Raw genomic sequence first — 22,399 nt, 5'->3', positions numbered from 1 at the left:
GTTTTCGTAAAACTAATTACGGAAGTTCAATTCATGAGAAAATTTATAATTTTTACATTATTCAGTGCAATCGGTTACGCGCAAGAAAGTCCAAAATATTTATTTGATGATTTATATTTTGCAGACCCTTCTGTGCATGTTTTTGATGATAAAATTTACATCTATCCGTCTCATGACATTCAGACTGATGTGAAAGATGCGACCAATGGAGCGCATTTTAACATGAAAGATTATCATGTTCTGACCTTAGATAACGTCAATGAGAAAGCCAGAGACAACGGAATTGCATTGAAATTGGAAGACGTTTCCTGGGTAAAACAACAGCTTTGGGCTTCTGATGTAGCTAAAAAAGGGAATAAATACTACCTTTATTTTCCTGCAAAAGATCAAAATGATTTATTTAAAATTGGGGTAGCTTCAAATAAAAGTCCTTAGGACCATTTACATTTCAGGGTGAAATCCTGACGCCTATTATTGGCTGGACAACCCATCACAGCATCGTAGAAATTGATAAAAAATGGTATCTTTTTTATCATGATTCTAAAAATTCAGGCGGGAAAAGTTATCTGAGAAGCCTTAAAGTAAGAGAACTGAAATATGATCAAAACGGAATGATCCTTCCGATGAACGGCCAGGATTAATTTAAAGCAGATATTTTAATTTTTTATTGAGATAAACTAAAGCCAAGCTTACCGGAATTAAAATCACTAAAAAAATCAGGATTTTAAATGATTCAATATCTTTATAAAAATCAGATTTCATAATAAGCGGATGTACAACATATATCGCTGTAGAAAAACTGGCTAAAATTTTTGATGTGGTTTTAATATAGATTTTCTGGCAATACAAAAACAATAGCGGGCTCGCAAAAATTAGAGAAAATAAAATATCGGTACTTTCGGTGCTTATATATTTGTAGTTGAATAAAGCTTCGGCAACGACACACAAGACAGACAGAATTACCAGTAGCGAAGAATTTTTATATTCTGATAAATCAACTTTGTGTTTATTGATCAAAAAACCAATGGTTAAAAAGGAAAACACACAAAAAGGAAATTTCGGTAGAGCAAATACATATTTAAAACCGAATCGTTTTCGTTTTTAAAATAGTGAAGATTTCCTAAAACCTGAACTCCATAACCCAATAAGAAAAAACCTACGGCTAAAACAATCAGTAATCTAGAATTTTGGTTTCTTAAAAAGTAAAGAATAATTCCTGAGAAAAAAGTTCCTATCAAATACCATAAATGATGATATCCAAAAATGACAGTCAGCCAAATTTGTTCGTTATCTTTCCAATAAGAAATATAGATCAACATCCAGATTGCGTACAATAAAAACGTTCTGAAAAGCCATTTTTTCAGCTTCACTTTATTATCGATATGGAAAAAATAAAATCCGGTAATGACTAAAAAAACAGGAACGGCAATTCTAAAAAGTCCGTTGACTAAGATGTAACTCAAGGCAGGATACGTTTCTTTCAGAAAATTCATGTGCAGAAATACGACAAAAAATGCCAGTATGATTTTCAAAACATCAATTGATAAATTTCTACCCATAGTTTATTGAAAGTGAAGTCCATTAAATTTAATGATAATTCAATGTTTCAATTTCTGCAAAAATAAATATTTAATACTAATTACAGAACGAATTCTAAGTTCTACTCATTTTATTTAAAGAAAATAATTCATATTTTTTAAGATATAATTTAAATTTGTCTTTTTAAACCATTTATTGCCATCTATGAACTTCAAACTGAAAGCATTAATTATAATCAATTCATTTTTCGCTTTTTTTGCAAGCGCACAAGGGCTTAAAAATGGAAATTTCACAGAAAAAATCGACGGGATCAGCATCAACTACACCATTAAAGGAAGCGGTCCGGTGATGTTTGCAGGACATCCTAATTCAGGGAAAACAGGATATGAATTGACATTAAAACCTTTGGAAAAAAAGTTCACGATGGTTTATTATGATTCACGCGGAACCGGAAAATCTTCTGCACCAAAGAACGTGGAAGATTATAGTCTTGCGAAAAGTGTTGTAGAAATTGAGGAACTAAGAAAGAGACTCAACGTCGATAAAATATGGTTTTTCGGGCATTCTGACCAAAGCGGAATCGCCATGCTTTACAGTCTAGAACATCCGAATCATGTTGAAGGAATGATACTGACGGGAACTTCTTTAATCGCATCACCAGAAGAAATTTACAACAGAAAAAAAGAATCTGAAAACAAAAGAATAAAAGAATCTGAATGGTTTTCGCAGGTCGTAAAAGACTGGAACTATATGTACACCCACAAAACCGAAAAAACTCCGGACGGAAGAGATCTGTCAGAAGCTCCTCTGAAATGGTGGTGCTATGATGATGAATCTTCACAAAAAGTAATTCCTATTATGAAAGAAATTTCAAAAGCAGGAAGAAGAAAACCTGTGAACGGTCAATTACCTCAGCAGGAGAAAGAATTGAAGTATTATTATAATCAACAGAAAAGATTCTCCGAGATCAAAACAAAAACATTGATTCTGAATGGAAAATCAGATACCAATAATTTACCCGAATTCGCTGAACAGCTACACAAAACATTACCTAATTCTAAACTGATATTGATAGAAAAGACAGGTCATTTTCCGTGGGTAGAAGCTCCAGCTCAAAGTTTTGCTGAAATTAATCAATGGCTTAAAGAAAATTAGTTTTTCATAAAATTTAAAAAACAAAATCCTGCTCCAAAAGACTGAAGCAGGATTTTTATAAAGATCTAACAATTATTTCTTTGTTGCTAATGAATAAATTTTCTTCCCGCCTGTAATCAAGAACAAAGCGATTAATCCGCCTGCCAAACCAAAAAGAACTTGTTTCAATACTTCATTCCAGGTTGGTAGTGCATGATGAAGATAATCAATATTGTGGTCAAAAATTCCGCCTGCAACCAAAATCAATGCGATGGTTCCAATGATTCCTAAAGCTTTTATCACAAAAGGAAGTGCTTTAACCAGCAGATGCCCTAATTTCCCAAAAAAGCCTTTATCATTACTTTTTTTAATTAATTTAAAGCCGGCATCATCCATTCTGACAATTAATGCTACAATTCCGTAAACGCCAACTGTGGCAATAATAGAAACTACTGAAACGGTAACTATTTCTACAAGCAATGGATTAAATTCAGATTTCAGAGCTTCGTAACCATCTTTTGCAGCTGCCAATGCGATAATGACAATCTCTAGCGACAATATAAAATCAGTTGTAACAGCAGATTTCACTTTAGTTTTTTCAGCTTCTTCGCCTTCTTCAATTACATCGTCCGCCTCTTCAATCACCTCATGACCTTTTTTTCTCTGTGAAATAAAAATTCTACAATTTTTCGACACCTTCATAAGCCAGATAAAATCCACCAATGATTAAAATAATTTTAATAGCAGGCGAATACAGCCACTCTAGGAGGAAAACAAAAGGAACAATAATTAACTTATTGATAAACGAACCTTTCATAATTTTCATCAATACAGGAATTTCACGTGAAGAAAGGAAACCCGTCGCTTTTTCTGCGTTTACCGCCAAATCATCACCCAAAATACCTGCTGTTTTTTGGGTTGCAATTTTACTTGTTACAGCAACATCATCCATCAAAGCAGCGATATCATCTAAAATCGCAAAAAAACCAGAAGCCATAGTATTTTAATATTTTTTTAATAAATGTTAAGTCTTACAAAAATATAGATTTAATTTGATTTTGTTGATTGATTTGAGATTATTAATTTAAACATAAAATAAAATTCTCCTTACCTTTACTCTATGAAAAAGCTGATTCTCAATTACCATTTCTTTGTTTTAGGATTGATAGGCTTGGTTTTAAATTCATGCAATACAAAATTCAGAGTTTGGGTGGGAAAAGACAGTCAGAAAATTTATAATCTAAAATATGGCGAACACAAACGCCAGAAAATGGATATTTTTCTCCCTGCGGATTATGCTACAGATTCGCCAATAGTTTTAATTCTTCATGGCGGTGCATGGAAGTACGGTAGAAAGGAGCACATGATTAAAATTCAAAAAATGCTTTTTGAAAATAATATTCCGAGTGTGAATATGAATTATCGCTTGGTTTCAAAGCATTTCACTTATAAAGATCAATTGGAAGACATCAAATCAGCAATTGAGACATTCAATTCACTTTCTGAAAAAGCCGAACTTCTTCCCGACAACTATATTCTTTTGGGTGAAAGTGCGGGTGGACATTTAGCATTGCTTTACGGCTATCAGAATTCAGATAAGATTAAGAAAATTATTTCGCTGAGTGGCCCGACAGACTTCTATTCTTCTGAATATTTAAATTCATTTTATTCAAAATATACTTCAGGAACGGTTCAGAAAATGGTAGGAAGTAAATTTGACCGAAAAAATTTATCAGAAGAATTCCAAAAAGCAAGTCCTATTGCTAATATTACCAATGTTCCGACCCTTTTATTTCAGGGAAATCAGGATTTTTTAGTGAATCAAAAACAAGGTTTGGCACTAGATTCTGCTTTGACAGCGATGAATGTACCACACAAATTGGTTTTTATGGATAAAACCGGTCATGCACCGAGATTTTTCAACAAAACTAAAAGAGACAGTATTATTTATCCCAACATTCTGGAATGGATAAAAAAATAACCCGCAAAACTGCAGGTTACTTTCTATATTTTAAGTTGATTATTTTTCTTTGTCAATCAAATCATCCAAAACCTCATCTTCCAATTTTGGGTTTTCTTTGGGTGCTCCAAACACAAATTTAAGAATTACAGGAACCGTTGTAACAAGTACAATGATAATGATGATAAATTCTAGTTTTTCTTTCAGATTAATCCCAAACTGATCCATGAATAATTTATCAAGATAATGTCCTGCAAAAATCAAACTGAAAGACCAAAGCACACCACCGATAATATTATCACGAAGAAATGCTTTTTTATCCATCCTTACGATACCAGCAACGATCGGCATAAAAGTTCTTACCACAGGTAAAAATCTAGCCATAATTACAGCTAATGCACCATTTTTTTCAAAAAAATCATGTGCCTGATAAAGGTATTTTTTCTTAAAAAGAAAAGTATCTTGTTTCTTGTACAAAGCCGGGCCTGTTTTGCTTCCAAACCAATACCCTACCTGATTCCCTATGATTGCGGCAATTGCAACAGCAGATGCCAAAAGAGTAGTGTCTAAAAAATCACTTCCCGTAGAACCAAATGTTTGTGAAATAATATCTACTGCATAAATTCCTGACACAAAAAGCAGTGAATCTCCCGGAAGGAAAAACCCTACGAACAAACCTGTCTCGGCAAAAATAATGAACAAAATAACCCAGAACCCACCCATGTTGATGTAAAATTCGGGGTTTAATAAATCTCTCCAGCTATTGTAATCTTCCATATGTAATGATGATGAACAAAAATAAGCTTAATAAAATTATGCTGAAAACATATTAGCATATTTTAACAAAAATGTAAACATGATATTTTATAGGTCGAGATCGTCATCCGAAACCGCCGTTCCGTCTGCCATCAGAAACGCTTTGAGGAAGGGTGTAAGATTTCCGTTCATCACTCCATCAACATCTGAAGTCTCGTGCCCCGAACGTACATCTTTTATTAATTTGTAAGGGTGCATCACGTAATTTCTGATCTGGCTTCCCCACTCGATTTTCATTTTTCCGGCTTCTATTTCTGTACGTGCTCTCAGTCTTTCTTCCAATTCCATTTCATACAATCTTGATTTCAAGAGTTGCATTGCTTTTTCTTTATTCTGAAGCTGAGAACGAGATTCTGAGTTTTCAATGATAATACCAGTTGGTGCGTGACGAAGACGAACGGCAGTTTCTACCTTATTTACGTTCTGTCCACCCGCTCCTGAACTTCGCATGGTTTCAAATGAAATATCAGCAGGATTGATGTTAATTTCAATTGTATCATCCACCAAAGGATAAACATATACAGAAACGAAACTCGTATGACGCTTTGCATTAGAATCAAAAGGAGAAATTCTTACCAATCTGTGAACTCCATTTTCACCTTTCAAATAACCAAAAGCATATTCGCCGTCGATTTCTAAGGTCACAGTTTTTACACCTGCAACTTCACCTTCTTGGTAGTTGAGTTCTTTTATTTTATAGCCTTGCTTTTCTGCCCACATATTATACATTCTCATCAGCATGGCTGCCCAGTCACAACTTTCGGTTCCACCTGCTCCCGCCGTAATCTGAAGAACAGCAGAAAGTTCGTCACCTTCGTTGGAAAGCATATTTTTGAACTCGATATTCTCAATTTTTTCCATTAAAACAGGAAAGCTTTCATCTAATTCTTTTTCAGAATCTGGATCTTCTTTGGCAAATTCCATTAAAACCTGCAAGTCTTCAAACTGAGTACTGATTTCTTCAAAATCTTCAACCCACTTTTTCTTTGAACGCAGTTGCTTTAGGAAAACCTCAGCTGTTTTAGGATTGTCCCAAAATTCCGGAGCTGCTGTTTTTTCATCATCATTAGAAATTTCTATCTTCTTTTTGTCTATCTGAAGATATTTATGAAGGTCTTCAATTCTTGATTGAATTTCTTTTATCTGGTCGTTGTTGATCACGAATAATTCTTTTTTGCAAAAATAAGATTTAAAGTTGAGAGTTTTGAGTTTCTAAATCCATACTTAAACCTCACTTTCATCATTGTGCTGAAAACCTATTTCTCTTCTCGGTATTTCCACCTCTTTGTAAGATTCCAGCTCAGATTTTAGCGAGTGAATTCTCATCTGGAAATCATCTAAATTATTGATGATGACATCATTTAAAAACTGTGCAATTTGGTTCAGATATTCTTCGGTTAATTTTGCACCTGCATCACGCAAAGCACCATTCAAAAGCGTTTCGTCAATGATTAACTTTTCGTTTTTTGTTTTTTGATACCGGTTTTTAATCCGTTTTTTTAAGCTTTGGGTAAAATCAATTAACATGGTGTTGCTAAAGACTTTCATTTTAGAAGCAATGTCGCTCCAGAAAGGAATTTTATCAGCTTTATTATTTTTAAGAATTTTAAAAAGCAAAGAATCTTTATCCAGATTTTTAGTCATTGAATATAAAATAATCTCTGATCTTTCTGCAGCATTCGGTGGAAAAACAGGAATTACCACATCAAATCTCCCAGGTGCCAGAATTTCTTCATCAATATCAGTCACTGTATTTGCTGAACCCACCATCAAGACATCTTCACTTTCAAATTTTGAAATATGATGCAGGATCACTTCCTGAGACTCAAGATCACAAGATGCAACATTATTTTCAGCGCTTCTCGCCATCATAATGTCATCAAAATCTTCGAGAAAAAGCAAAACCTTGTCTTCTTTCATCATTTTTAAAAGAAAATCGTTGAAATTGGTTTGAATTCCGTCAACAAATGAAGTTCCGAGGTAATGTTTCTTGACTTCTTTAAATTTATAATTGATGATTTCAGCAATTTTAGTTGCCCAAAAAATCTTACCACTTCCGGGAGGTCCGTACAAAATAATCCCTACAGGTTTGTTAATGCCCCAATCTTTGATCTGTTGCGGATTTAAAAATGGTTCTAAAATTCCGGAAATATAAAAGAATAAATCTCTGTAACCGATGAAATCTCTTTGCTGAAGCTTGGTTTTATTGCCAAAATAATTATAGACAAATTGATAATTGCCACCTAATTTATTATCAATTCCATAACTTGAAACCGACGAGCGGAAAAATCCGTTGTCATAAATATTAGTTTGACCTTCCTGAATCGCTTTTTCAATCTTTTCTTTCGGCTGATTGATGGTTTCTGCGATTTGATCGACCGTTTTATTTTCGTCTAAATCATTCTCATATTGTTTTAAAAAATCTACGTTTTCACGGGCAAATTTTTCAAAATCTTCTTTCACTTCAAATTGTGTTGAAATACAGTCAATCAGATCCAGATCAAAATCCTGAATAAACTGTTTGATACTTTCCGGTGAAACATTCAGCTCTTTTGCAAGTTCTATTAACTTCATAAATCATCTTTGAATCAAATTTAATGAAAATTATTATAGAGTTGTTAGTTGTTGGTTTTTAGTTTTTGGAACTTTATCACTTTTCACTTTTTTAACAAAATTTAAAGATAGCTTGTAACATTTCACGAAAAAGAGAAACCTATTGCATATACAATATATAACATGGAAAAAGTTTTATCGGTCAAAAATCTGACTAAAAAATTCAAGAGAGTTGTTGTCAACAATATTTCCTTTGATGTGGAAAGAGGCAACGTGTACGGACTTCTCGGCCCGAACGGAAGCGGAAAATCTACTACTTTCGGAATGCTTCTCTCAACAATCAATCCCACAAGTGGCGACTGGTTCTGGTTTGGCAAAAAGGTACAGATTCTGAAACGCTGAAAAAAATAGGCGCCATTATCGAGCAACCTAACTTTTATCCATATTTAAGTGCGGAAACCAATCTTAAAATCGTTGCTGAGATCAAAGGAACACCTCACACAAGAATCGACGAAGTTCTGAATACTGTCGGACTTTTAGAAAGAAAAAAAGACACCTTTAAAACCTTTTCTTTAGGGATGAAACAACGTCTGGCTATTGCTTCATCTTTATTAAATAATCCTGAAGTTTTAATTTTAGATGAGCCTACAAACGGTTTAGATCCTGAAGGAATCATTCAGATCAGAGAAATTATCGGGACGATTGCAAAACAAGGCATCACGATTATCATCGCAAGTCACCTTTTGGATGAGATTGAAAAAATATGCAGCCATGTGATTGTTTTGAAAGAAGGAAACGCCATCTACTCAGGAAGCGTAGACGGAATGACCACCAACACCGGATTTTTTGAATTGAAAGCTGACAACAATACTTCACTCTTGAGCGCTTTAGAGGAACTTCAATGGTTTACTTCAGTGAAAATTGATGGTGAAATAATTAAAGCTCAGATTCGTGATGATGCTTCGATTTCCGCATCCGGATTAAACCAAAAACTGGCCGAGAAAGGTATTTTCTTATCCCATTTAGCTAAGAAAAAACAATCGCTTGAAACTCAATTCCTTGAACTTGTAAAAAACAAATAATCATGATGAAACTATTAAAACTAGAATATTATAAAAACCTGAACTACAGACCATTTAAGGTTTTCACCATACTTTATTTTGCGATTCTGATTGCTCTTTTATTTATTGGTTTAGCAGAATTTACAATATTTGGCAGTACCATTAATTTTAAAGAACAAGGAATGTATGATTTTCCAGCAATTTGGCATTTTACAACATGGTCGGTCGCATTGCTCAAGATTTTCTTAGGACTAATTATTGTGTTTTCCATTTCACAGGAATTCAGCAACCGAATGTTTAAGCAAAATACAATTGATGGACTGAGCCGAGAAGAATTCATTGGTTCAAAACTGATTACCATTACGATTTTCACCGTGATTTCTACAGTAATTGTTTTTGGAATTACACTATTTTTAGGGAAAAGTTATTCTACGGTTACAGATTCTGAAATGGTTTTTAAAGAAATATTTTTCATTGGAAATTATTTTTTAAAACTTTTCACATTTTTCTGTTTCTTTATGTTTCTTTCAATTTTGCTAAGAAAATCAATCTTTGTTTTTCTTGCTTTCTTTGCACTTTGGGTTGCAGAGTTAATTCTTGGAGGTATTGAAACGTTTTCGAAAGTAAGCGGAATGCAGGAAGCACAAAGAAATGAAGTTCTTCAAAATGAATTTTTCTTTAGCAAGCTTTTACCTTTAGAAAGTATGTCAAGCTTAATTCCAAACCCGATGTTGAGATTGAATATGGCAAAAATGATGGGTCTAAAATACGAATTCACCTACCCTACTGAAAGCTTAATTGCTTGTTTGGTATGGTGCGCCATCTTCATCGTTGGTTCTTACTGGATTTTAAAGAAAAGAGATTGGTAATTTTTTAGTTATCAGATATAAATTATTCAAATACGAAAGTGATTCATTATTGAGTCACTTTTTTTGTTTAAATTTAAACCAATGATTTCAGGAAAGAAAATATACTATGTTCCGGGCTTAATAAGTGCATTATTGATTCCTGTTTTGTTTTGGTATTATGGAAATCAAAAACTAAATGAACCAATTCCTAATGTCATGGACTTGGGTTTACCTGCAAAATACAATCCCAATATTCCTTTAAAGGAGCAATACTCTACTTTCGAGCAAGTAAGAGATTGGGATTATCAAAAAATAATCGTTGAGCCAAATTCCGCAAAAAACAATTCTAAATTTTACGTTTCAAAAATTAAGGAACTTCAAAAGAGAAATGAAAAAGAAACCGGCATCGAATTTATTTTAGATGACAACAACACTTACGGCGATTTTGCTTCTTTGCTTAATGATATGGCTATTGCTAAACATGACTGGTATGGTTTAGATTTAAACAAAACAGGGCATCTTTTCGCAACCGTTAATTATCAAGACCCTGATATAAAAGAGATGGATTATGTTTCAATTTGTGGTGGGGTTGTCTATGCGTATGTAGATGAGAGTGATTACTTTAAAGGTTATACAAAATTCAAATTTCAACTGAGCCAACTTCCAAAAGAAGCTTTCTATTTAATCTTTGGCTTCCTAATCTTCCTAAACATCTCTATGTTCAGCATTAAAGAAAGGTTTTTAAACTAAAAAAAGTTGCCTTTCGACAACTTCCAATTTATTTTTTCGCTTTTGGCGGGTTTGCTTTTCTGGCTTCTTCAAAAAGTCCCGGTTCAATGTGACAATATCCACCAGGATTTGCGTTCAGATAATCCTGATGATAATCTTCAGCTCGGTAGAAATTCTTTAAAGTTTCAACTTCTACAACGACCGGTTTAGAATAATTCTTGGCTAATTTTTCAACTTCAGCTTTTACAATTGCTTCTGTATTTTTGTCTGTAAAATAAATTCCACTTCGGTAATTATCTCCCACATCATTTCCCTGTCTGTTCAGAGTTGTCGGATCGATTGATTTAAAATAAAGTTCAATCAACAGTTTCAAATCTACCTCATCAGCATCGTATTTCACTTTTACCGCTTCCGTAAAACCTGTTGTATGACTTACTACTTCTTCATAAGTTGGATTTTTAGTTTTTCCGTTGGCATATCCCACTTCAGTTCCCACAACGCCTCTCACTTGTTGAAATAAATGTTCGGTTCCCCAAAAACATCCGCCTGCAAAATAAACTTCTTTTACATTTCCTTCTTCCATAATTTTTTGATTTTCTTCTTTAGTTTCTGTTGGTTTTACTTTTTTAGAATCTCCGCAGCTTGCTGCAAAAACGGCAATTCCGAGAAACATTCCGAGTAATATGAATATGTTTTTCATTTTTTGTTTGTTATGCTTAATCATTTTGTTGATATAATTTTTTAAAACACTTTATTTAGATGCAAATTTCACGCTAAAATTAAATTTGATTTAGTTTAATTTTCAACAATCAATTTCTTTTATAATATATACGAAAAATCTTGGGAAATAGTTTGTTTTAAATGGTTTAAGAACATTTTTTTTAACCATTAAGTACATTAAATTTTTAAGAATAAAATACTTTTATATTTTTTTAAGATTCACCACGGTGAATGATTAAGCAGCATGCTTACATCAGTTTTAATTAATTCTTAATCATCCTTAAAAAATTAATTATCTTAATGTTGAAATTGAACCTTGTATTTCTTTATTAAGTGAAACGCCTTTGTTTTACTTAAAATTAAAGATTTTTTTGTCAAAAAAACTCAGTCTTTCTTTGCGTTAAAAATAAACGCAAGGTTAAAAACTTGCTTAAAATTAAAGTTATACAAATCGAAGATTCGCTGATTCCTCTTTTAATAATATTAAAGCTGAAGCAAAGCCACTTCGTTTATCTAAGAAATACAAGAGGTTTAGAATAATTACATTCAAACTTTAAAATACACTTGATAATTTTCATTAATTCACAGTAACTCTATTTCACAATCACTTAAAAATATTAAATTTGCATCCTTATCAATTTTTTTGATATTAAAAGCTATAAAAAATGACTTCACAGGAAATACGCCAACAGTTTTTAGACTATTTTAAAAGTAAAAACCACCTCATCGTTCCTTCAGCACCAATCGTGTTGAAAGATGATCCAACACTGATGTTTTCCAATTCGGGAATGACGCAGTTTAAAGATTATTTCTTAGGATATAAAACTCCGACTGCCCCAAGAATTGCCGATACCCAAAAGTGTCTGAGAGTTTCCGGAAAGCATAACGATTTAGATGATGTGGGTCGTGATACCTATCACCACACCATGTTTGAAATGTTGGGAAACTGGTCTTTCGGTGATTATTTCAAAAAAGAAGCGATTTCTTGGGCTTGGGAATTATTGACAGAAGTGTACGGAATTCCGAAAGAAAATCTATACGTAACCATTTTTGAAGGTGACGAAAAAGAAAATCTTGAAAGAGATACTGAAGCTTATGATTTGTGGAAGCAATTTGTTTCTGAAGACAGAATCATCAACGGGAACAAAAAAGATAATTTCTGGGAAATGGGTGCAAGCGGACCTTGCGGACCTTGTTCGGAAATCCATGTAGACTTGAGAACTCCTGAAGAAAAAGCTAAAATTTCTGGTTTGGAGTTGGTGAATAACGATCATCCTCAGGTTGTCGAAATCTGGAATCTCGTATTCATGCAGTTCAACAGAAAAGCGGACGGTTCTTTGGAAAATCTTCCAGCAAGACATATTGATACCGGAATGGGATTCGAGCGCCTTTGTATGGCTTTACAAGGGAAATCTTCCAATTATGATACTGATGTTTTTACCCCTTTGATTGCTAAAGTGGAAGAACTTTCAGGAAAAAAATATACAGGAATTTTAACTGACGAAAAAGATATTGCGATCCGTGTTGTGGTGGATCACATCAGAGCGGTTTCTTTTGCGATTGCTGACGGACAGTTGCCTTCAAACGGAGGAGCCGGTTATGTGATCAGAAGAATTTTAAGAAGAGGAATTTCTTACGCTTATAGATTTTTAGATAGAAAAGAACCTTTCCTTTTTGAGTTGGTTGCTGTTCTTCAAAATCAAATGGGAAAATTCTTCCCAGAGCTTGAAAAACAAGGTAAATTAGTCACTGAAGTCATTAAAAGTGAAGAAGAATCTTTCTTAAAAACCATTGAAAACGGTTTATTAAGAGTAGAAAAATTAATTCAGCAGACAATTGCTGAAGGTTCTAAAGTTTTACCAAGTGTAGAAGTTTTTGAATTGTATGACACTTATGGTTTTCCGGATGATTTAACGAGAATTATCGCAGAAGAAAAAGGTTTGACGATTGATGAAGCCGGTTTTGAAGCTGAAATGGCAAAACAAAAGCAACGTTCTAAAAAAGACTCAGCGTCTAAAGTGTACGATTGGGTTGTTTTGGAAGAAAAACCTGAAAATTTCGTAGGATACGATCAAATAGAAGCAGAAACTTACATTACAAGATACAGAAAAGTAGAAAATAAAGACGGCGAATTTTATCAGGTGGTGTTGAGCAACTCCCCTTTCTATCCTGAAGGTGGTGGACAAATCGGTGATAAAGGCGTCTTGGAAAATGCAGTTGAAAGCTTTGAAGTTTTAGAAACAAAAAGGAAAACGGATTGATTATTTCCTTAATCAACGGACTTCCGAAAGATGCAGGAGCTGTTTTCTACGCTAAAGTCAATGCAACCGAAAGAAAAAACTCTCAGGCAAACCACTCGGTAACCCACTTGTTGCACGAGGCTTTGAGAGAAGTTTTGGGAACTCATGTTGAACAAAAAGGTTCATTCGTTGGTCCTGATTATCTGCGTTTTGACTTCTCACACTTCAGTAAAATGACGGAGGAAGAACTGGCTTTGATTGAAGAAAAAGTCAATGCAAAAATTAAAGAAAATATCGCTCTTCAGGAGTTTAGAAATATTCCGATTCAAGAGGCGATTGACAAAGGTGCAATGGCATTGTTTGGTGAAAAATACGGAGACAGCGTGAGAATGATCCAGTTTGGAAGTTCGAAAGAACTGTGTGGTGGAACTCACGTAAAACATACAAGCGAAATTGGTCATTTTAAAATCAACTCTGAAGCTTCTGCTGCTGCAGGAATCAGAAGGATTGAAGCGATTTCCGGAGACAAATCTGAAGAATATTTCAAGAGTTTAGAAAAACAGGTAATCGAACTTTCTCAATTGCTTAAATCTAAAGACGTTGTAAAATCGATCGAGAAATTGATCGAAGAAAATTCAGCATTAAAATCTGAAGTTGAATCTCTGAAAAAGGAAAAAGCAAAAGGCGAAATCGGTGACTGGAAAACGGCTTACGAACATAAAGGCGATAAACAGCTTTTGGTGAAGAAAACTTCTCTGGATGCAGGTTCTGTGAAAGATATTGTATTCCAACTGAAGAAAGAAATCCCGACTTCTGTGACGATTGTTCTATCAGATTACGACGGAAAACCAATGATTACTGTTGGAATTTCAGATGATCTGGCTGCAAGTTATCAGGCAGGAACGATTGTAAAAGATTTAGCAAAAGAAATCCAAGGCGGTGGTGGCGGAAATCCAGGCTTTGCAACAGCAGGAGGAAAAAATCTTGATGGTTTGGAAAATGCGTATCAGAAAGCTTTGAATATTTAATTAACTTCTAATAAATAGTACCGCTTTGCGGTTTTTTATAATAACCAATCCCTTTCAAAACTGAAAGGGATTGTTTGTATTTAATCCTCCCGTCACTGTCTCCGTCACTTCGAGTAGGTTTTATAAAAACCGTATCGAGAAGTTTTTGATTCACAGGCAGCCCGTACTCCACGGGTTCTCGATACACAGGCGGCCCATGCTCCACGGGTTCTCGATACATTTTTCTTCGTTTCACTACGAAAAACACTCGAACTGACGAAGCGACTTACAAAGCATATTTGGTATCGTGTAAAGAAGTTGTCACTTCGAGTAGGTTTTGAAAAAAACCGTATCGAGAAGTTTACACCAGATCCGTAGGCGGAGTTTCCGGAAGGCCGCTTGGGGTATCGTAGATGATGTAGTCGTTGTATTTGGCTTCGTTGGTTTCGTAGAAAATATCCTGGCCGGTGCCGGCGTATTTGGTGAGCAGTTGGTAGAGTTTGTTGAGGGCTTCTACACGACCTTCTGCGGCTAGGTCACGATCAGAAATTCCTTTTGCCTGTGCGTCGATGGCAACATCCAGAGCTTCACGCTGCGTCATCAGAGTATTAATTTTCTCTGTGGTAAGACCTTCATCAGCAAGTTGGGGAAGATATTTCTCTGCCGTCACGCTCATCATTTTGGCAATGCGCACCACCTCGGCATCGCTGAGCTAACTGACTCCTGCATTTCCGAATTCCTTGTATTTGGCACTGTAGAGTCCGAAAACATTTTCTGCCATCTTAAAAATACTGCGCATCGATTTTTCGAGGGCCTTTCTGGCGGCATCTTTTTGTTCGGTAAGATCCATTTTGATGGATTCCAGCTGTTCATCGCTTGGGAAGTTGTCTACCGTGGTGCGTGCTGTGGTCAGTTCGGTCTTTTTGTCGGCGTTATAGCCACGGTCTGTAAATTCGTTGATGTCTCTGTCGATCAAAGCGATCAATTCATCTGCCTTTTGTTTCAGTACAGAATCTGCTAATCTGAAAGTACGTACTACCTGCTCTTTTTTCATAATAAAATTATTTTTTGTGTTTAAAAATATGATTGAAGTCTATTGTATCTTGTTTATTGAATCTACTTACTTTTCCGAAACGGCTGTAAAGTATTGAAATATAATAAATTGTATTTGATTGCCTCTTCGAACTGCTTGATTGTCTCTTCGAACTGGTTGATTGCTTCTTCGAAACACTTGTTCGCCTTTACGAATCACTTGAACGCCTTTACGAAGTGGTTGATGGTCTCAACAGAATGCCTGAATGCCCTTTCTAAGCGGCTGAAGCGCTTATCGAACTGCCTGAACGAACCAACGGAACGGTTTACCGTTTTTTGAGATAAGCAATGGGTTGAAAAGTGTTGAGTTGAATTTTTGAACCGGAAGTGCCGGAAGCCTGCGCATGAACTGCGGGGTTATTTCTTAATATCATCATTTTATTTTTTCTTGTTCTTAAAACAAATATAAAATATTTTTGAACATCATGGGATTCGAATTTTAGTTTTTTTGAAATGAGAAAACCTCGCGGGAGGGCGAGGTTTTTGTTTTACATTATTTATCCTTACTCTAACTATCTAATTGCTATTTGTGTTGCAAATTAGTATGTACAATAAATACTTACTAATTATTCTTTTAGCCTAAATACAATTAGTTTGGCATCAATTAAGTTCGCTGGATTATTCGGGTCTTTTACTTGAACATTTTCTGTAGTCAAATTCACATTTCCTAAAGTTTCAAGTTTTGTTTTACTTTCAGACGGAAAACTTTCATACTTTGAGGTTGGAATAATAGCAACTAATTCAAAAATACTTGAAGACGGTGTATGCAAATAATTGAAAACTCGTCTCGGATTTTGAATCTGCCACATTCCTCGGATTCTCAAGTTAGTAATTCCTAAAGGGTCTACACGATTTACTCGTCCTAATTCATTTGTTTCAGCAAGTTCAACATTTGGAATTTCATTGATTCCTTCTGTGATTTTTTGTTTGATGATTTGATACGTTTCGTGGCTTGCGGCATAAATATTTCCGTAAACCATCCATAATGATTTTATACTATCGTCAGTTGTATGTCCAACACAATATATCAAATCTTTTTCTGTCCAATCTTCGCAAGTTCTGCAAGATTGGGTAATTAATTTACTAATTGATTGAACCGTGGATTTGGGATATGAACTATTCAAAGCCAAATCAGAATTTGCACTTTGTGTTTTCTTAACTTCAATTGCATCTCCGCCTTTTATCATAATGTCAGGCGGATGATTTTGATTGCCTAACCAAGAAAATTCTTCACTGTATCTCCGCATTTTTTCTAACTCATCTTCGGTCTGAATAGAGTTTACAAAAGCATCTTTTACAAAAGTTTCCAATGCTTCCCCAATATTATTTACTCTATTTCTTCCAGAATAAAGACTTCTGATTGTATAAATCGGATTTTGAGCAATATTTACAATGGCTTCTAAAATATTTGTCATACAGTAATTAATTCGTTTGTTGTAATTGCTGCTTGATTTTGAATTTCATTTCTCAAAATTTGTTGCCTAATTGAGTTAGCTAAAAAATGAGCTAATTTAACGGGTACAGCATTTCCAATCATTTTGTAACCTGCAGAAATATTATCATAATGAAATATAAAATTATCCGGAAAAGTTTGAACTCTTGCACATTCTCTAACGCTTAATCTTCGGTATAAATGTTCTTGTCCAGGAACGAAAACTCTAATGTTTTGCTCAATAAATTTCATTTTTGGAGCTTGCGGATGAATTGGAGCGTGTCTTCCTCCTGCTTGTATTGTAAAAGATTGTTCGTCCCAACTTCTCACACGGTTTCTTGACATAAAAATGGTAGAAAATCCCCCCGTCATATATTCGTGATTTGGAATTGCACAGTCATTTCCGTTTGTTTTGTTATTTGTTTTTGCTGGTAAAACATTTTCTTTCAAATCAGAAATAGCATTTTGTAAAGTTAACTTTGAGAAATTTGGTTTTTCAAATTCATATTTAAAGCCTAAATCTTTTCGAATTCCTACAAAGATTACACGTTTTCTATCTTGTGGAACATTATAGTCGCAAGCATTTACCATTTCAAAAGAAAGTTCATAACCAATTCCTGCATTTCTGAATAGTTCTTTAATATTTTCTAAAGCAGATAAGTGTCGCCCCAGAAGCATCCCACTTACGTTTTCTGCAAGAAAAAATTTGGGTTGTTTTGCTTCTAATATTCTAATAAAATCAAAAAACAATTGTCCCCTTTTGTCATTGATACCTTTCATTGCACCAGCTTCGCTCCAACTTTGACAAGGTGGACCTCCGATAATTCCGTCACAGTCAGGAACTTCATTAGAAGGAATATTTACGATGCTTCTCTTGTCTAAGACCGTTTGAGGATGGTTATTTTGATAAGTTTCCCAAATTTCTTTGTCATATTCATTTGCCCAAACCACATTAAATCCTGCATTTTGGAATCCAAGGTCAAGTCCACCTGCACCTGCAAAAAACGATACTATATTCATAATATTATGAGTTTTTAGATTTTAAATAAGCAACTTTTTCTTCAGCCAAAACTAAAGTTTCTTCGTCGCAATTGTTTTCATAAATTTTTTTAGCAATAAAATCACTAAAAAATTCAGTTCTTAGTTTGGCAATATCTAAATCGAAAACTTTTGACAAAAGAGTCAGTCTTTTTTCATCAAATTCACGTTTATTATTTTCGATTTTGCTTAGATTAGCAGAATCTAAATCTAATTTAGCGGCCAATTGAGTAAGCGTAAAACCATGTTCGGATCTTAATCGCTTTATATACTCTCCAAAAGTTTCTCTCATTAGACTTGTCAATTTTGACAAATATAATTTTTATTTTTGAAATTTTAAAATTTTTCATTGTATTTCTAAACCATAATTATCAGAATATTTAACATCAATTTTATTAAAAATATTATGCATTAAAAAATAACCTTACTTCAACTCCAAATAAAAACAATTGTGTATCGAGAACTGACGGAACTGTAAACAGTAGAAAAATCATTTAGTTATAAAAGCCTTAAAAACTCTTAAACAAAACCCCATTTCTCATTCCTACGGGAAATGTAGACTATAAAAATTAGCGGTATTGCATTGAAATACCGCTGATTTTATTTTTAACAAAAGATTATATTTTCTGTTATGGTTTTGTAACCTTCTTATCAATAGTTTTGTCTTATTAATAAAAAACTCAATGACCAAACTTCTATCTCCGTTCTTTTTATTTTTTGCGGTGTTCTATTTCGGGCAGACTTCAGTGAAAGTTTTCAGTAAAGCCGATAAAAAACCTATTCGTGATGCAGCCGTTTACTGCGACGACAATCTCTTGGGTAAAACCAATTTTGACGGCGTTTTATCTTTTAAAACAAAATGTAAGAAAGTAGAAATTCTCGCCAGCAATTTTGAAGATGTTACAGCTGATGTTAAAAAATCAATGGAAGTGGCGATGCAACCACTGTCTGAAAAACAGAGCAATATCGATAAAGTGGTGATCATCGATAAAAGTGACCCGAGAGCATTGAGAATTCTGGACGAACTGAATAAAAGAGAAAAGGAAAACTCGCCCAAATCTTTAGATACCTACAATTTCAAATCGTACTCTAAATTTTCTATTGATGTAGACAAAGATTCAATTGATACCTTTAAAAATTTCCTGGCAACGAGAAAAGATTCTCTTTCGAAGGTTGACAAATCTGAATTTAAGCAAAAAGAAAGCGAAAAGAAGGATTCTCTGATTGACGAAGATTTGCTCGACGCTACCCAGGAAAGTCAGATGTTCCTTTGGGAAAAAGCGACGGAGTACAAATATTCTCAGAAGTTCGGGGAGAAAACCAATATCATCGACAACAGAATGTCGGGTTTTAAAAATCCGATTTATGAAGCGGTGGCAATTAATCTTTCTCATCTAGACCGAACTCCAAGACAGGTGAGACCGGAAAACAGAAAGCTTTTTAATTATTATCTATCAGATACTTTGCAGTTGGACGGCAGAAAAACCTACGTCATTAAGTTCAAAGAAATCACCGACAAGAAAAAGCAAAACCCTAGAAAGTTTAACGGAAAAATCTATGTGGATTCTGAAACCTATGCCCTGAAAAAGTTTGAAAGTGCCAGTAAAAAGAAAAGCGAAGCCGACATTGTCTCTGTCTGGAAACCGATTGACGGAAAATGGTTTCTGGATTATGAAGATATTAAACTGAAAATGGGAGACCAGACATTTAATACTTCAAAAAAAGACAGCGTAAAAACCGATACTTTGAAAAAAGGTCAAAAACTGAGCGACCGAAAAAAGTACAACCAAAAAACTTTTGGAAATTATCTGTACGTGAAAAACCGTTTCTTCGATTTCCAACTGAATGAAGCGCAGAAAGCATCAGAATTTAAAGGCTATTCTCTTGAGATGAAAAACACTGACGGAAGTTTGCTTCAGCAATACAGAACCGACAGTCTGACGGCAAGAGAAAGCGCAACCTACGTGAAAATCGACAGCTTTGTACAGAAACATGATTTTGAAAAGAAACTGAGCTTTCTGACCCAACTAATGCGAGGAAATCTGCGGTATAAAATCATTGATTTTGACCTGACTAAATTTTTCAGCTACGATAAATACCAAGGTCTTCGTTTGGGAGCCGGTGTAAAACTGAATGAAAAATTCAACAAAACATTTTCTCCGGACGGTTATTTCGGCTACGGATTTAAAGACCACACCTGGAAATACGGTTTGGGATTAGACATGAAACTGTCTTCAAAAAGAACTTCTGTTTTCAGAATCGATTATGTGGATGATGTCTTTGCAGCAGGCAGATTCAACAATACTATGTGGGATATGATGATGAAAGTGAATGATCTGAATTTGGATCTGCACAACGCTAATTTTTACAAAAATCAAAAATGGGGAGCATCGTTTTTATATGACATTTCAAATTCATTAAGCATGAAAATTGCCGTGAACAAAGAGAAACAAGAAGCGCTTTTTGATTATCAGTACAAGAATTTAGGTAACCGTTTTGACAATGTGAGCACTACTCTATCGTTAAAATTCTCTCCAAACGATAAAAATATCATGACACCAAGCGGAAAATACACCTATGAAAAAGGCTTTCCTCAGGTTTACATGAATTTCGAAAAAGGAATTGATGCATTAGGCGGAGATTTAGATTATTACCGAGCCGATGCATTGATTATTCACCAATTCAGATCAAAACTGGGAATCACCAATTTGAAACTTTTCGGAGGAATTTCATCAGGAACGGCACCAATCTGGAAAAACTTTGAGATTGCCGGTCAGAACGACAGAAATCCGGATCATTGGTATTCAAATATCAACACTCCGAATAATTTAGCGTTTGCAACGATGCCTTCGGGAACTTTTTTTGCCGATAAATTTGTGGCGTTTAAGGTTTCACAAAACTTACCTTTTAGATTTAAAACGATTGGTTCGAGATATTCAAACATCGAACTGGAATATCAATCTGCCATCGGAGATTTTAAAAACCGAGGTGACCATCAGTTTGATTTCCAGGCTTTGGATCACTATTATCAGGAAGTCGGTGTGATCTGGAATCGATTTTTAGGCAGAAGTTTTGGGGTTGGGTTTTCTTACAGATTGGGACATTATCAGACGTCGCAGTTCAAGGATAACTTTGGGATTAAGCTGAGATTTAGTGTTTTGAATTAATTATTTTCTGATTATTTATTTTAACGCAAAGTGCGCAGAGATTTTTTTAACAGTTGGCTGTTTTTAAGTTACACAAAGCCGTTCCACTTATAAAAGTTCACTAAGTTTTCAATTTGAGATATTTTTCAACATTAAGATTTTTAAGTTCTTTAGAAATTTTAAGCTTAGCGTTGCTTTAAGAATATTGCTAAAAAATCCGTGAAAATCTGTGCGATCCGTGGGACAAATTAATTTCAAAAATAAAAATTTGGCAAAGCAGAAACTTTTTGGTTTCTGTTTTGTTATTACCTTGCCTTAAAATATTATTTATGAAAAACATTCTCGTTATCTTTTTTACCTCGTTGATGCTGATTGCGTGTCAAACGAAAGAAGACAAAGTTCAGGATTTTGTCAAAATGTACAACAACTCATCCTCGATGATGATTAACCAAATGATTAAATCGACCAAAGCAAGTTCTACCTCACCGGATTTGGTTAACATCGATGTAACAACGACTTACCAAAGTGGTGACATGGAAAGTGATCTGGTCAGCAAATCTCTTCCTGATTTGATTGCTCAGGCTATTAAAAGTGAAAAAATCGGTAAAGAACTTTTTGAAAGTGGCGTAAAATTTAATCTGAAAGTTCACAGTGCAGATTCAAAAGTGATTATTGATAAAACAATCGACGATAAAAATCTAAAAGAATCGGTTGATTTTAACGCTATTGCTAAAGGAGAAAAACCAAGCACGGATGATTTAAACAAAATTTTAGAAGCATTTAATAAAAACTTACCGATTATTGATCCGGCAACAGGAACTAAAATCGTGAGTATAAAAGCTGATGCAGAAAAAAATCTTATTTACACCAATGAAGTTCCGGACAGTTATATTCCCATGTTGAAATTAGAAGGTTCAGATAAAATGATGAAAGAAGAAATGATCAAAACACCTCAGGTTCAGCAGGTTTTCCAACAGACTGCAGTTTTAGGGGTGAACAATTTAAAATATGTATACACCGATTCTAAAGGAAAAGTGATTAAAGAAATTGTGATTTCTAAAAGTGATTTGAAATAAACAGTTAA

The 22,399-nt window shown here is 34.4% G+C and carries 17 protein-coding genes and 4 pseudogenes; 9 read left to right on the top strand and 12 right to left on the bottom strand.

All coding sequences use genetic code 11. The features are described from left to right. Positions 1-33: 33 nt before the first annotated feature. Positions 34-435, top strand: coding sequence for a hypothetical protein (locus EAG08_RS22395; protein WP_228446637.1), 402 nt, complete (start codon positions 34-36; stop codon positions 433-435). Between the two features lie 593 nt (positions 436-1,028). Here the strand turns inward: EAG08_RS22395 and EAG08_RS17930 are convergent. After that, a complete protein-coding gene (locus EAG08_RS17930) occupies positions 1,029-1,559 on the bottom strand; it encodes a hypothetical protein (RefSeq protein ID WP_129536621.1) in 531 nt (176 codons plus the stop codon). A gap of 184 nt (positions 1,560-1,743) precedes the next feature. Between EAG08_RS17930 and EAG08_RS17925 the strand changes: the two genes are divergently transcribed. Beyond that, positions 1,744-2,694: an alpha/beta fold hydrolase gene (locus EAG08_RS17925; protein WP_129536620.1), complete on the top strand. Its 951-nt coding sequence runs from the start codon at positions 1,744-1,746 to the stop codon at positions 2,692-2,694. A gap of 72 nt (positions 2,695-2,766) precedes the next feature. On the opposite strand, the pseudogene EAG08_RS17920 reads toward EAG08_RS17925, so the two are convergent. Next, a pseudogene (locus tag EAG08_RS17920) lies at positions 2,767-3,670 on the bottom strand (DUF808 family protein). Between the two features lie 123 nt (positions 3,671-3,793). On the opposite strand from EAG08_RS17920, the gene EAG08_RS17915 reads away from it, so the two are divergent. Then, positions 3,794-4,654 carry an alpha/beta hydrolase gene (locus EAG08_RS17915; RefSeq protein WP_129536619.1) on the top strand — a complete coding sequence of 287 codons (861 nt, stop codon included), beginning with the start codon at positions 3,794-3,796 and terminating at the stop codon, positions 4,652-4,654. 39 nt (positions 4,655-4,693) lie between these two features. On the opposite strand, the gene EAG08_RS17910 is transcribed toward EAG08_RS17915, so the two are convergent. The 3 genes from EAG08_RS17910 to EAG08_RS17900 all read right to left on the bottom strand — a co-directional run bounded on the left by EAG08_RS17910 (position 4,694) and on the right by EAG08_RS17900 (position 8,023). Beyond that, positions 4,694-5,410, bottom strand: a complete 717-nt coding sequence (locus tag EAG08_RS17910) for a DedA family protein (protein ID WP_129536618.1) — start codon at positions 5,408-5,410, stop codon at positions 4,694-4,696. A gap of 87 nt (positions 5,411-5,497) precedes the next feature. Then, the gene (gene prfB, locus EAG08_RS17905) at positions 5,498-6,610 is read right to left on the bottom strand and encodes a peptide chain release factor 2 (RefSeq protein ID WP_129536617.1); all 1,113 of its coding nucleotides are present in this window, start codon (positions 6,608-6,610) and stop codon (positions 5,498-5,500) included. Between the two features lie 63 nt (positions 6,611-6,673). Continuing rightward, positions 6,674-8,023 (bottom strand): AAA family ATPase, encoded by a 1,350-nt coding sequence (locus EAG08_RS17900; RefSeq protein WP_129536616.1) that lies wholly within the window; start codon positions 8,021-8,023, stop codon positions 6,674-6,676. Between the two features lie 162 nt (positions 8,024-8,185). On the opposite strand from EAG08_RS17900, the pseudogene EAG08_RS17895 reads away from it, so the two are divergent. From EAG08_RS17895 to EAG08_RS17885, 3 genes and pseudogenes are all read left to right on the top strand, one after another. Next, positions 8,186-9,084 (top strand): annotated as a pseudogene (locus EAG08_RS17895) (ABC transporter ATP-binding protein). 2 nt (positions 9,085-9,086) lie between these two features. After that, positions 9,087-9,932, top strand: coding sequence for an ABC transporter permease (locus EAG08_RS17890; RefSeq protein WP_129536615.1), 846 nt, complete (start codon positions 9,087-9,089; stop codon positions 9,930-9,932). Between the two features lie 81 nt (positions 9,933-10,013). Then, complete coding sequence (locus tag EAG08_RS17885; protein WP_129536614.1) at positions 10,014-10,661, top strand: hypothetical protein; 648 nt, start codon at positions 10,014-10,016, stop codon at positions 10,659-10,661. A gap of 37 nt (positions 10,662-10,698) precedes the next feature. Here the strand turns inward: EAG08_RS17885 and msrA are convergent. Then, a pseudogene (msrA, locus tag EAG08_RS17880) lies at positions 10,699-11,223 on the bottom strand (peptide-methionine (S)-S-oxide reductase MsrA); the annotation flags it as partial. An 802-nt stretch (positions 11,224-12,025) separates the two neighbouring features. Between msrA and alaS the strand changes: the two are divergent. Continuing rightward, positions 12,026-14,628: pseudogene (alaS, locus tag EAG08_RS17875) on the top strand (alanine--tRNA ligase). Positions 14,629-14,635: 7 nt separating this feature from the next. Here the strand turns inward: alaS and EAG08_RS17870 are convergent. The 6 genes from EAG08_RS17870 to EAG08_RS17845 form a co-directional block, all read right to left on the bottom strand. Beyond that, on the bottom strand, positions 14,636-14,848 hold the full coding sequence (locus EAG08_RS17870; RefSeq protein ID WP_129536612.1) for a hypothetical protein: 213 nt from the start codon (positions 14,846-14,848) through the stop codon (positions 14,636-14,638). A 120-nt stretch (positions 14,849-14,968) separates the two neighbouring features. Continuing rightward, complete coding sequence (locus EAG08_RS17865) at positions 14,969-15,277, bottom strand: hypothetical protein (protein ID WP_129536611.1); 309 nt, start codon at positions 15,275-15,277, stop codon at positions 14,969-14,971. Between the two features lie 42 nt (positions 15,278-15,319). Beyond that, the gene (locus EAG08_RS17860) at positions 15,320-15,661 is read right to left on the bottom strand and encodes a hypothetical protein (protein ID WP_129536610.1); all 342 of its coding nucleotides are present in this window, start codon (positions 15,659-15,661) and stop codon (positions 15,320-15,322) included. A 604-nt stretch (positions 15,662-16,265) separates the two neighbouring features. Next, complete coding sequence (locus tag EAG08_RS17855; protein ID WP_129536609.1) at positions 16,266-17,114, bottom strand: NgoPII family restriction endonuclease; 849 nt, start codon at positions 17,112-17,114, stop codon at positions 16,266-16,268. Further along, complete coding sequence (locus EAG08_RS17850; protein ID WP_129536608.1) at positions 17,111-18,151, bottom strand: DNA cytosine methyltransferase; 1,041 nt, start codon at positions 18,149-18,151, stop codon at positions 17,111-17,113. The genes EAG08_RS17855 and EAG08_RS17850 overlap by 4 nt, the downstream gene beginning before the upstream one ends. Positions 18,152-18,155: 4 nt before the next feature. Then, positions 18,156-18,461, bottom strand: a complete 306-nt coding sequence (locus tag EAG08_RS17845; protein WP_129536607.1) for a helix-turn-helix domain-containing protein — start codon at positions 18,459-18,461, stop codon at positions 18,156-18,158. 391 nt (positions 18,462-18,852) lie between these two features. On the opposite strand from EAG08_RS17845, the gene EAG08_RS17840 reads away from it, so the two are divergent. Continuing rightward, positions 18,853-21,336, top strand: coding sequence for a DUF5686 family protein (locus EAG08_RS17840; RefSeq protein WP_129536606.1), 2,484 nt, complete (start codon positions 18,853-18,855; stop codon positions 21,334-21,336). A 308-nt stretch (positions 21,337-21,644) separates the two neighbouring features. Continuing rightward, entirely contained in the window at positions 21,645-22,391 is a 747-nt protein-coding gene (locus tag EAG08_RS17835; protein WP_129536605.1) for a hypothetical protein, read from the top strand. Positions 22,392-22,399: the final 8 nt, after the last annotated feature.

This window comes from Chryseobacterium sp. 3008163, from assembly GCF_003669035.1.
Classification (GTDB): Bacteria; Bacteroidota; Bacteroidia; order Flavobacteriales; family Weeksellaceae; genus Chryseobacterium.
The sequence above is the reverse complement of the archived record's forward strand: the minus strand, read 5'-3'. Positions and strand labels throughout refer to the sequence as shown.

Excerpts from the sequence above, each read along its gene's own strand:
- EAG08_RS22395 (WP_228446637.1), top strand. The coding sequence starts at position 34 with ATGAGAAAATTTATAATTTTTACATTATTCAGTGCAATCGGTTACGCG.
- EAG08_RS17930 (WP_129536621.1), bottom strand. The coding sequence starts at position 1,559 with ATGGGTAGAAATTTATCAATTGATGTTTTGAAAATCATACTGGCATTT.
- EAG08_RS17925 (WP_129536620.1), top strand. The coding sequence starts at position 1,744 with ATGAACTTCAAACTGAAAGCATTAATTATAATCAATTCATTTTTCGCT.
- EAG08_RS17915 (WP_129536619.1), top strand. The coding sequence starts at position 3,794 with ATGAAAAAGCTGATTCTCAATTACCATTTCTTTGTTTTAGGATTGATA.
- EAG08_RS17910 (WP_129536618.1), bottom strand. The coding sequence starts at position 5,410 with ATGGAAGATTACAATAGCTGGAGAGATTTATTAAACCCCGAATTTTAC.
- EAG08_RS17900 (WP_129536616.1), bottom strand. The coding sequence starts at position 8,023 with ATGAAGTTAATAGAACTTGCAAAAGAGCTGAATGTTTCACCGGAAAGT.
- EAG08_RS17890 (WP_129536615.1), top strand. The coding sequence starts at position 9,087 with ATGATGAAACTATTAAAACTAGAATATTATAAAAACCTGAACTACAGA.
- EAG08_RS17885 (WP_129536614.1), top strand. The coding sequence starts at position 10,014 with ATGATTTCAGGAAAGAAAATATACTATGTTCCGGGCTTAATAAGTGCA.
- EAG08_RS17870 (WP_129536612.1), bottom strand. The coding sequence starts at position 14,848 with ATGTATCGAGAACCCGTGGAGCATGGGCCGCCTGTGTATCGAGAACCC.
- EAG08_RS17860 (WP_129536610.1), bottom strand. The coding sequence starts at position 15,661 with ATGAAAAAAGAGCAGGTAGTACGTACTTTCAGATTAGCAGATTCTGTA.
- EAG08_RS17855 (WP_129536609.1), bottom strand. The coding sequence starts at position 17,114 with ATGACAAATATTTTAGAAGCCATTGTAAATATTGCTCAAAATCCGATT.
- EAG08_RS17850 (WP_129536608.1), bottom strand. The coding sequence starts at position 18,151 with ATGAATATAGTATCGTTTTTTGCAGGTGCAGGTGGACTTGACCTTGGA.
- EAG08_RS17845 (WP_129536607.1), bottom strand. The coding sequence starts at position 18,461 with ATGAGAGAAACTTTTGGAGAGTATATAAAGCGATTAAGATCCGAACAT.
- EAG08_RS17840 (WP_129536606.1), top strand. The coding sequence starts at position 18,853 with ATGACCAAACTTCTATCTCCGTTCTTTTTATTTTTTGCGGTGTTCTAT.
- EAG08_RS17835 (WP_129536605.1), top strand. The coding sequence starts at position 21,645 with ATGAAAAACATTCTCGTTATCTTTTTTACCTCGTTGATGCTGATTGCG.